The organism is Oscillibacter sp. UBA6647 (genome assembly GCA_002455655.1).
Taxonomy (GTDB): domain Bacteria; phylum Bacillota; class Clostridia; order Oscillospirales; family Oscillospiraceae; genus Oscillibacter.
This window is the reverse complement of record DKLF01000011.1, coordinates 1-9,607: the sequence shown is the minus strand read 5'-3', so window position 1 is coordinate 9,607 and position 9,607 is coordinate 1. Positions and strand designations below refer to the sequence as shown.

Annotated in this window: 9 protein-coding genes; 6 read left to right on the top strand and 3 right to left on the bottom strand. The window is 57.5% G+C overall.

All coding sequences use genetic code 11. The features are described from left to right. A partial coding sequence (gene hydA, locus B2W96_RS00930) for a dihydropyrimidinase (RefSeq protein ID WP_293007626.1) occupies nucleotides 1-1,034 on the bottom strand: 1,034 nt, incomplete at its 3' end. A 262-nt stretch (nucleotides 1,035-1,296) separates the two neighbouring features. On the opposite strand from hydA, the gene B2W96_RS00925 reads away from it, so the two are divergent. After that, nucleotides 1,297-3,489: a 5'-nucleotidase C-terminal domain-containing protein gene (locus B2W96_RS00925; RefSeq protein WP_293007624.1), complete on the top strand. Its 2,193-nt coding sequence runs from the start codon at nucleotides 1,297-1,299 to the stop codon at nucleotides 3,487-3,489. Nucleotides 3,490-3,614: 125 nt separating this feature from the next. On the opposite strand, the gene B2W96_RS00920 is transcribed toward B2W96_RS00925, so the two are convergent. Next, entirely contained in the window at nucleotides 3,615-3,812 is a 198-nt protein-coding gene (locus B2W96_RS00920; protein WP_293007622.1) for an alpha/beta-type small acid-soluble spore protein, read from the bottom strand. Between the two features lie 430 nt (nucleotides 3,813-4,242). Between B2W96_RS00920 and B2W96_RS00915 the strand changes: the two genes are divergently transcribed. Further along, complete coding sequence (locus tag B2W96_RS00915) at nucleotides 4,243-5,397, top strand: aminotransferase class V-fold PLP-dependent enzyme (protein ID WP_293007620.1); 1,155 nt, start codon at nucleotides 4,243-4,245, stop codon at nucleotides 5,395-5,397. 109 nt (nucleotides 5,398-5,506) lie between these two features. On the opposite strand, the gene B2W96_RS00910 is transcribed toward B2W96_RS00915, so the two are convergent. After that, the gene (locus B2W96_RS00910) at nucleotides 5,507-6,091 is read right to left on the bottom strand and encodes a hypothetical protein (protein WP_293007618.1); all 585 of its coding nucleotides are present in this window, start codon (nucleotides 6,089-6,091) and stop codon (nucleotides 5,507-5,509) included. Between the two features lie 417 nt (nucleotides 6,092-6,508). On the opposite strand from B2W96_RS00910, the gene rpmE reads away from it, so the two are divergent. The 4 genes from rpmE (at nucleotide 6,509) to B2W96_RS00890 (ending at nucleotide 9,423) form a co-directional block, all read left to right on the top strand. Next, nucleotides 6,509-6,712, top strand: coding sequence for a 50S ribosomal protein L31 (gene rpmE, locus B2W96_RS00905; RefSeq protein ID WP_293007616.1), 204 nt, complete (start codon nucleotides 6,509-6,511; stop codon nucleotides 6,710-6,712). 49 nt (nucleotides 6,713-6,761) lie between these two features. Further along, the gene (locus tag B2W96_RS00900) at nucleotides 6,762-7,349 is read left to right on the top strand and encodes a flavin reductase family protein (protein WP_293007614.1); all 588 of its coding nucleotides are present in this window, start codon (nucleotides 6,762-6,764) and stop codon (nucleotides 7,347-7,349) included. A 26-nt stretch (nucleotides 7,350-7,375) separates the two neighbouring features. Further along, on the top strand, nucleotides 7,376-8,665 hold the full coding sequence (hflX, locus tag B2W96_RS00895) for a GTPase HflX (RefSeq protein WP_293007612.1): 1,290 nt from the start codon (nucleotides 7,376-7,378) through the stop codon (nucleotides 8,663-8,665). 122 nt (nucleotides 8,666-8,787) lie between these two features. After that, the gene (locus B2W96_RS00890; RefSeq protein ID WP_293007610.1) at nucleotides 8,788-9,423 is read left to right on the top strand and encodes a YigZ family protein; all 636 of its coding nucleotides are present in this window, start codon (nucleotides 8,788-8,790) and stop codon (nucleotides 9,421-9,423) included. Nucleotides 9,424-9,607 lie beyond the last annotated feature (184 nt).

Sequence of the window (9,607 nt, the reverse complement as noted above, 5' to 3'; positions counted from 1 at the left end):
TCTCCTCTGGCCTCCACGCCGGGAAGCCCGCCGGGAATCTTTGTGAAGTCCCCCCGGCCCACCTCCTTCTGTTCCAGCGTGAACGCACAGTGATCGGTGGAGACGGTCTGAATCAGCCCTCTCTTCAGCCCCCGCCACAAATATGTCTGCTCCTCCTTCGCCCGGATCGGCGGCGCACAGACATACCGCGCGGCGGCGGAGAAGTCCTCGTTGAAATAAACGCTGTCGTCCAGCACCAGATACTGGGGGCACGTCTCCACATAGACCTTCTGCCCCCGCTTCCGGGCGGATTCCGCCTCCTCCAGCGCCTGACGGTTGGTGAGATGCACAATAATCACCGGACTGTCCGCCGCCTGCGCGATGCGCAAAAGGCGGCTCACCGCCTCCGCCTCCAGATACGGAGGCCGGGTCTGGGGATGGGATGCGGGAGACAATTCGCCTGCGGCCTTTTTCTCGGCAATCATGGCGTCGATCACCCCGGCATTTTCGCAGTGGAAGCCGCAGATGCCGCCCAGCCGCCGCAGGGCCTTCAGCGCGCTGTAAATCGCGCCGTCGCCAATCATCATGGCAGGATAGGTGAGATACATTTTAAACGACGAAATTCCCTGGGCAAACATGGCCGGAAGTTCCGCCTCCACGGAGGGGTTCCAATCGTCGATGGTCATGTGGAAGCCGTAGTCGCAGAAGGCGCGGCCGTCGGCCTTTTTGTGCCACAAATCCAGCCCGTATTGCAGGGACTCCCCCTTGTTGGGACACGCAAAGTCGATCACGGTGGTGGTGCCGCCGCGGATGGCGGCCCGGCTACCGGAGGTGAAATCGTCTGCGGTGGTAGTGTTGGCCACGTCCAGGTCAAAGTGGGTATGCGCGTCGATAAAGCCGGGGAACAAGAGCATTCCCGACACGTCCACCACATTTTCTCCCGCAGCGGACAGTCCCCTGCCAACCTGAACAATCTTTTCTCCGTCGATCAGCACGTCCGCCCGGCGAACTCCCCGGCCTGACACCACGCCGCCGCCCTTGAGCAATGTTCTCATCCAAAAGCCTCCCTTGCGTTTTGTCTTGATACGACCTCAGCATAGCATAGTTTTCTCCGGATTTCCAGATGTGCAGAGCTCCTGTCGCAAAATATTTTTGCGCCGAGACCCAGCTTCTTTTTTTTGCGCCACCATTGGGCCGATCTGGCAAATTTTACTTCGATTTTTCGTTTTCCTCTTTCTTTTTTTCCCGGTGCGGGTTATACTGATCTCAATATAAAGCACGGTTTCCGCCGCGCTTTTAAAATGAAGGAGGTAAAAGATGAGAAAGGCAATTTCCCTGTTGCTGGCTGTGATGACAGCCATGTCTTTGACCACGCTCAGCTTCGCCGCTGAAACCCCCGCCACGGTGGACAAGGGCGACATTGTGGTGCTGTACACCAATGACGTTCACTGCGGTGTGGACGACAATATCGGCTACGCAGGCTTCGCGGCCTACGCCGCCGAGATGCGCAAGGCCACCGACAATGTGACCCTTGTAGACGTTGGCGACGCAGTGCAGGGCGCGGCTCTGGGCACCCTGTCCAAGGGCGAATACATCGTGGACATCATGAATCAGGTAGGCTACGATGTGGCTATCCCCGGCAACCATGAATTCGACTACGGTATGGACCAGTTTATGAACCTGTCCAAGGCCCTGAAGAGCGGCTATATCTCCGCCAACTTTATGGACCTTCGGACCAATAAGCCCGTGTTTGATGCGTACAAGATGGTCACGTACGGCGATACCAAGGTGGCCTATGTGGGCATCGCCACGCCCGAGTCCATCACCAAGTCCACCCCCACCTATTTCCAGGACAACACCGGCAAGTACATCTACGGCTTCTGCGCCGGCAACAACGGCAAGGAGCTTTACAACGCCGTGCAGTCCGCAGTTGATTCCGCCAAAACCGCAGGCGCGGACTATGTCATTGCCGTGGGCCATCTGGGCGACGACGCGCAGAGTGCTCCCTGGCGCTCCGCCGATGTGATTGCCAATGTCTCCGGCCTGACTGCTTTCCTTGACGGACACGCTCATAGCGTCATTTCGTCTCAGAAGGTCGCAGATAAGGACGGCAAGACCGTTCTTCTCACCTCCACCGGCACGAAGCTTGCCGCCATCGGCAAGCTGGTCATCAAATCCAGCGGGACTGTTTCCACCGAACTGGTGACGGACTATACCGCCAAGGATTCCACCGTTGACACCTTTGTCAAGGGCATTCAGGCCAAAAACGACGCGCTGCTGAACAAGGTGGTCGCCAAGACCTCCGTTGACCTGACCACGCTGGAATCCGACGGCAAGACCCGCGCCATCCGTAATCAGGAAACAAATCTGGGCGATCTGGTTGCAGACGCTTACCGCGACGCGGCGGGCGCAGACGTAGCCATTGTCAATGGCGGCGGCATCCGTGCCGACATCAAGTCAGGCAGCATCACCTATGGGCAGATCATCGCCGTGCATCCCTTCGGCAACGAGCTGCGGATGGTGGAGGCCACCGGCCAGCAGATTCTGGACGCGCTGGAAATGGCCTCCCGCACCACTCCCGATGAAAACGGCGGCTTCCTTCAGGTTTCCGGCCTGACCTACACCATCGACACCAGCGTTCCCTCCACTGTGAAGACCGACGACAACAAGATGTTTGTCTCCGTCACCGGCGCACGGCGGGTCAAGGACGTGAAGGTCGGCGGCGTGGACATCGTGGCCACCAAGACCTACAAGCTGGCTTCCCACAACTATATGCTGGAGGACGCAGGCGACGGCCTGAATATGTTCCAGAAGTGCAAGACCCTCAGCGTTCCCGCCATGCTGGACAATGAAATTCTGATTAACTACATCACCGGCACTTTGAAGGGCACTGTTCCCGCCGAGTATTCCAAGGCACAGGGCCGCATCACCGTGACCGGCGCGGTCATGCCCTTCACCGACGTGGCATCCAACGCCTATTACTATGACGCGGTTCTCTTCTCCATTGAAAAGGGCCTGATTCCCGGCACCACAGCAACCGCCTTCAGCCCCAACGTCACCATGACCCGGGGCGACGTGGTGCTGGCCCTGTGGAACCTTGCTGGAAAGCCTTCCGCCAAGGCCAATCCCGCCTTCACTGATGTGGACTTCGCCACCGATTTGGGCAAGGCTGTGGCTTGGGCCAACGAGAACAGCATTGTTAACGGCAAGACCGAAACCACCTTCGTCTCCGGTGACTCCGTGAGCCGCCAGCAGTTTGCGGCGTTTATGTTCCGCTATGCGGAGGCTCTGGGGTACAGTGTCAGCGTCGGCGGCAGCTTGGGCGCCTTCACTGATGCCCAGCAGGTTTCTTCCTATGCCACCAAGGCGCTGGTCTGGGCCAACGGCAACAGCCTGATCAACGGATTCAACGACAACACGATCCGTCCTTTTGCCACCGCCACCCGCGGCCAGTCCGCCGCAATTATCTATCGCTTTGCTTCCACCCTGACCGCAGCCAAGACGGCCTGAGTTTCACAGCTAATTGTTTAAAAACGCCCGCCGGTTTGGATTTCCAAACCGGCGGGGCTTTTTTATCAACAACACGCGGCTCCCGGCAGATAAAACCAGGAGCCGCGTGTTTGCCTTAAGAGAAGTTACAGGGACTTCTCGTAGGACTCGATCATCTTCTTGACCATCTGGCCGCCGACAGAGCCGGCCTCGCGGGAGGTGAGGTCGCCGTTATAGCCTTCCTTCAGGTTGACGCCAACCTCGGAAGCAGCCTCCATCTTGAACTTATCCATTGCCGCGCGGGCCTCGGGCACGTTGATCTTGTTAGTATTCTTGCTAGCCATAATTGTTTCTCCTTTTCTCAATTCCGAATTTATTGAATTCGTGTTTGTGGGTTTCTGGGTATCGCAAGAGTAGTTTGACTCGAAAAAATAAGAATATGCCGAAATTTTGGCGGTAAAATTTTGAAGCACTGCAAATTTTGACCTTTTGAAAAATTGAACGACACGGCGCGCAGAAACCTCAAAAACCTGCGCATCTAAGATAGCACCCGCTTGCGAGGTTTTTGTCAACCTCAAGGAAGACTAAAACAGCGACTTAACTTTTTTCAGGGACTGGACAGCCAATAGATGATTGCGTTCCAAAAGCAGCCTGTGGCTGCTTCGATCTCTAATCGTTTTTTTGGATATGTGTTTGTCTATGATTTTATCCGCCGATTGAACGGTTTTGAGATTCATATTAAGATGATTATAAAAATACGGACGGAGGAACGCTATGGACACGATTTATTTTGACAATGCCGCCACGTCGTTTCCCAAGGCCCCCGGCGTGGGACGGGCAATGGCCGAGCTGATTGAAAACGGAGCCTTTAACATCAGCCGGGGCGGCTATGAGCGGTCCTACGAGCTGCTGGGGCAGGTGCTGGACGCGCGGGAGCGATTGAAGCGTCTTTTCTCTGCCCCCAAGGAGGCCTGCGTCTGCTTCACCGGCGGAGTGACCGCCTCGGTAAATCAGTTTTTAAAGGGGCTGCTGGTTCCCGGCGACCATGTAATTGTCTCGTCCGTGGAGCACAACGCGGTGATGCGCCCGCTGCACACGTTGGCCCTTGCTGGGGTGGAGGTCAGCGCCGCCCAATGCGCCCCGGACGGGACGCTGGAGCCGGAGACGGTCCGCGCGCTCTTTCGGAAAAACACAAGAGCCGTGCTGTGCACCCACGCGTCCAACGTCTGCGGCACTGTTCTGCCCATAGGAGAAATCGGCGCGATGTGCAGGGAGCGGGACGTGTGGTTCGCGGTGGATGCGGCCCAGACCGCAGGTGTTCTGCCCATCGATATGGCGGGCATGTGCATCGACTTTCTGGCCTTTCCGGGCCACAAGGGACTCAGAGGCCCGCAGGGTGTGGGCGGCTTTGTAGTCATGCCGCTTCTTGCGAAAGCCATGCGCCCGGTGATTGAGGGCGGCACCGGCTCCCGCTCGGACTCCGAGGAGCAGCCGGAATTTCTTCCCGACAAGTTTGAAAGCGGCACGCTGCCCATTCCCGCGATCATTGGCCTGCGGCAGGCGCTGCTGGCTCTTGAGAACGGTGTGGAAACGGTCCTTGAAAAAGAAATGGCGCTGACGAGCCAGTTTTTAGAGGGGCTCTCTGAAATTCCCGGCGCAAAGGTGGCAGGAATTTCCGATCCGGCCCGGTTTTCCCAGCGGCTTGGCGTAGTCAGCGTGGATTTCTCCCCGGCCGATAACGCCGCGGTGGCCTATGCGCTTGAACAGGAGGCCGGAATTATGACCCGGGTAGGTCTGCACTGTGCGCCCCGCGCCCACCAGACTCTAGGTACCTTCCCACAGGGCACGGTCCGGTTCTCTTTCAGCCCCGAAAACACCGCTGACGAAGTGGCCCTGTGCCTTTCGGCCATTCGGACGATTTTAAAATAACGAAGCGCCGGTTTTTTTGCCTTTCCGGAATTATTGTACCCCATAAATCGTAAAAGGAAAAAGGCGCGGGACAGAGAAAACTCCGTCCCGCGCCTTCGCGTTGATGGTGCTATATTGCCTCGGCTCTTTCGTCCGACGCAGACCGGCGCAAAAGCGCCTCTACAAACTCAGCGTCCCGCAATCCATAAAAAACCAAACCTGCCGCTCGGTCCTGTCCCTCCGCACTTTGAAGGTCCGTTCTCGGATTACACGCCCTGAAGCGCGGCTGACGGTCCGCATCCTCAAAAATGGCGCTTCCCATCACCAGCGCGTCCGCCTCCGGCTGAAGGCACACCCGCTTCACGTCGTCCACCTCGTCCAACTCCATATAATATACACTTTTGTCCCGGGTGAGCAGAATGGCTCTGCGGTCGGTGACGAAATACTTCATCCCCATTACGCTCCACCGCTCCAGCCACGGCATGGCAATCACCAGCGCCGCCACCAGCGTCACCAGCGCGGCAAATTTGCCGCTGAGCGCGCCGCTCCCCGTGCTGTAAATCCCCAAAAGTGTGGAAATGCATACCAGCGTGATCGCCCATCTGACAAGAATCTTTCCTCTTTCCCGCTGACTCAGCAAAGGAACCGGTGCCGATCGTCCGCTCCAGCGGACGACTTCGCCATCCCACAGATATTCTCTAAGCTCCTCGTTCATCTCGCTTCCCTCCCATTCCCTTTTGTAAAGCGGACACGCCTTTCCTCCGCGCGCCGCCCGACCTATTTTCCTGTTTCATTATAGCCTCAACCTGTGTTCAACGACTGCAAAGGCCACGTCTGCTTCTGCTAATTTTTCGTAAAGTTCCATTGCCCGGTCTGCGGTTTTTACGAAAAGCCGCAGACCACGTTGCTTCGCTTTTCTTTTGTATTCCAGAGAGTTTTCTTGTTCTTCACCGACTCTTTGCCGGGCAGCCGTTCATGTCTCTTTTATGCTCCGCTGTAATTTTCGTCAAAATGTCGTTTTTTCCGAAATCTTCTTGAAAAAGTCCTTGCAATCCGTAAAAAACTGTGTTAGACTAACTTGTGCCTTTGTAAAGGGCATTAGCGATTGGATCGAAAGAGGTGAACGAGAGCAATGAAGGAAGGAATCCATCCCGATTATCAGCAGACTACTATTTCTTGCGCCTGCGGTAATGTGATTGAGACAGGTTCTACCAAGAGGAATATCAAGGTGGAAGTCTGCTCTAAGTGTCACCCCTTCTTTACGGGCAAGCAGAAGCTGGTGGATACCGGCGGACGCGTGGCCAAGTTTAACAAGAAGTTCGGCTTGAGCAACTAAGACCGACGACACGTTCACAAAGTCCCGTATCCGTGAGGATACGGGGCTTTTGCGCCTTTATCCGCTTTACAGCTTCGACCAAAGCGGATATACTATTACCACTATTAAAACGACGAAGGAGATGATTGCCATGCGCCTGAAATCTGTGAACCCCAAAGAGCTTTCCTTGGAGGCCCTGCGCGTGTTCCCCGGGCGGACCCCTCTTTTGACGGCGGGAGACAAGGCCGCCTGCAACACCATGACCATCGGCTGGGGCGGCTTGGGCACCCTTTGGAGAAAGCCCGTCTGCACGGTGTACGTGCGCCCCTCTCGCTATACCTTTCAATTTATGGAGAATCACGACTATTTCACCGTGTCCTTCCTGCCTGCGGACCGCAAGGACGCGCTGACCCTGTGCGGCACCAAAAGCGGCCGTGATACCGACAAAGTTGCCGCCTGCGGCCTCACCCTCTGCTACGGGGCGGGCGACGCCCCGTTTTTTGACGAAGCGGAGCTGGTTTTGGTGTGCCGCAAGCTGTACGCCCAGGACATGCAGCCAGAGCTCGTCATCGATGCCGAGGCGGCTGCGCCCCTCTATCCGGAGGGCGACTGGCACCGCGTGTATATCGGCGAGGTCGTGGAGGCCTATCAGGCATAACCGCCACAGGCGGAAAAAGGAGATTTATGCAGGAAACAAACGAAATCAGAGATAAAGTGGTGCTGGTGGGGCTGAACTCCCCGGTGCTGCGCAAAGAGGAGCTGGCCGATGAAACCACTATGGAGGAGCTGGCCGCTCTGGTGGATACCGCCGGCGGCGTGACGGAGGGAATTATCCTTCAAAACCGGGAAAAACCCGACCCCCGCACTTTCATCGGCGAGGGGAAGGTGGCCGAGGTACAGCTCTACTGCGAAAACACGGGAGCGACGATGGTCATTTTTGACAATGACCTCTCCCCTTCCCAGCAGCGGGTGCTGACGGAGCTTTTGGGCATTCAGGTGCTGGACCGCTGCGGATTGATTCTGGACATTTTTGCCCAACGGGCCAAGACCAGAGAGGGCCGTCTTCAGGTGGAACTGGCGGAGTATCAATATCTCCTCCCCCGACTGACAGGCATGTGGACCCACTTAGAGCGTCAGGGCGGCACCAGCGGAAAGGGAGCCATTGGCTCCAAAGGCCCCGGCGAAACCCAGCTTGAAACCGACCGTCGGCTGATTCACAAGAAAATCGACAAGCTTCGGGCGGATTTAGACGATGTGCGCCGGGTGCGGAGCACCCAGCGCCAACAGCGGCGAAAAAATGAGATTCCCGTGGTGGCCATTGTGGGCTATACCAACGCGGGCAAGTCCACCCTGTTAAACAGGCTTACCGGCGCGGCGATCCCCGCCAACAACCGCCTGTTTGACACGCTGGACACCACCAGCCGCCTTTTGACCGTCAGCGAGACGCAGGACGTGATTCTCAGCGATACCGTGGGCTTTATCCGCAAGCTCCCCCACCAGCTTGTGGAGGCGTTTAAGGCCACGCTGGAGGAGCTTGAGTACGCGGACCTTCTGCTGCATGTCATCGACGTATCCAACCCAGAATGGCAGCAGCAGGCTCAGGTCGTGGAAGATCTGATCGGGGAGCTGGGCGCCAGCGACCTGCCCCGGATCGAGGTATTTAACAAGAGCGATCTCTCCGGCGGGGAAATTCTCCCCCGGGGCGAGGATATGGTCACCATCTCCGCCAAAACCGGAGCGGGCATTGAGGAGCTTTTGCACCTCATCGACCTCCGGCTGGACAAGGGCGCGCGACGGGTTGTTATCCACCTTCCCTACGACAAGGGCGGAATGCTTGACATGCTGTACCGGGAGGCGAAGGTGGAGTTGGTGGAATACACCGACACCATCGACGTGACCGCCGTATGCGCCCCCCGGGTTCTGGGGCAGTTGGTCCCCTATGTGCAGGAAGCGGAGGGCGCGGACGGCGAATGAAGTCTGCGTGAAGCGCCTGATTTTCCGCTGAGTTCTTCTCAGCCTTGAAACACCGGGCAGCCGCCCCGGTCAATTTGGTGCGGGCAGAACCGGGGCGGCCGCACCGAAACAGGAGGAACGGTATGGATGAGTATCTGGTCCCCTTTGCGGACGGGTCAACCGAATTTACGGAAAAGCGCTCCCGCTTTATCAGCCGCCTCTGGAGGACAGAAAACGAGGACGAGGCCCGCGCCCGCATTGAGGAGACGAAAAAGCAGCATTACGACGCGCGCCACAACTGCTGGTGCTATTCCATCCGGGCAGGCGGGATCGTTCGCTACTCCGACGACGGCGAACCGCAGGGCACGGCGGGACAACCTATGCTGAACGTATTTCAGCGGGAGCGAGTCACCGATTTCTGCTGTGTGGTGACGCGGTATTTCGGCGGCGTGCTGCTGGGAGCCGGTGGATTGACCCGCGCCTATTCCAAAGGCGCGAAGGATGCGCTGGACAACGGCGGCGTCAGCCGTGTGAGCCCTTGGACGCTGTGGGAGGTCCCCTGCCCCTATCCCCTGCTGGAGCGCATCAAGCTGGAGCTGGCGGCCGTAAACGCGGCAGTTGAAAATGCAGACTACGGCGAAACCGTTACGCTACTTGCCGCATTTCCCAAAAGCGGCGCAGAAGACTTTTCTCTTCGGCTGACGGAGCTGTCCGCCGGAGCGCTGTCCATGACAAAGCGGGGAGAGGAATTTCGCCCGGGGCCAAGAGAGCCACGGTAAAACGCCGGATTTATAAAAGAGCGGGCCGCTTGTGCGGCCTGCTCTTTTCAACTTATAGAAGTCCTGACGTGTGCGCTTCCGAAAATTTATCCTGTGCTGTGCGCGCGCCGCCGCCCGCTTTTAGCGGGCAGCGGCGCGCGACGTATTCTCTTCACAATTCAACTACGGGAATTTTGAAAGGGTT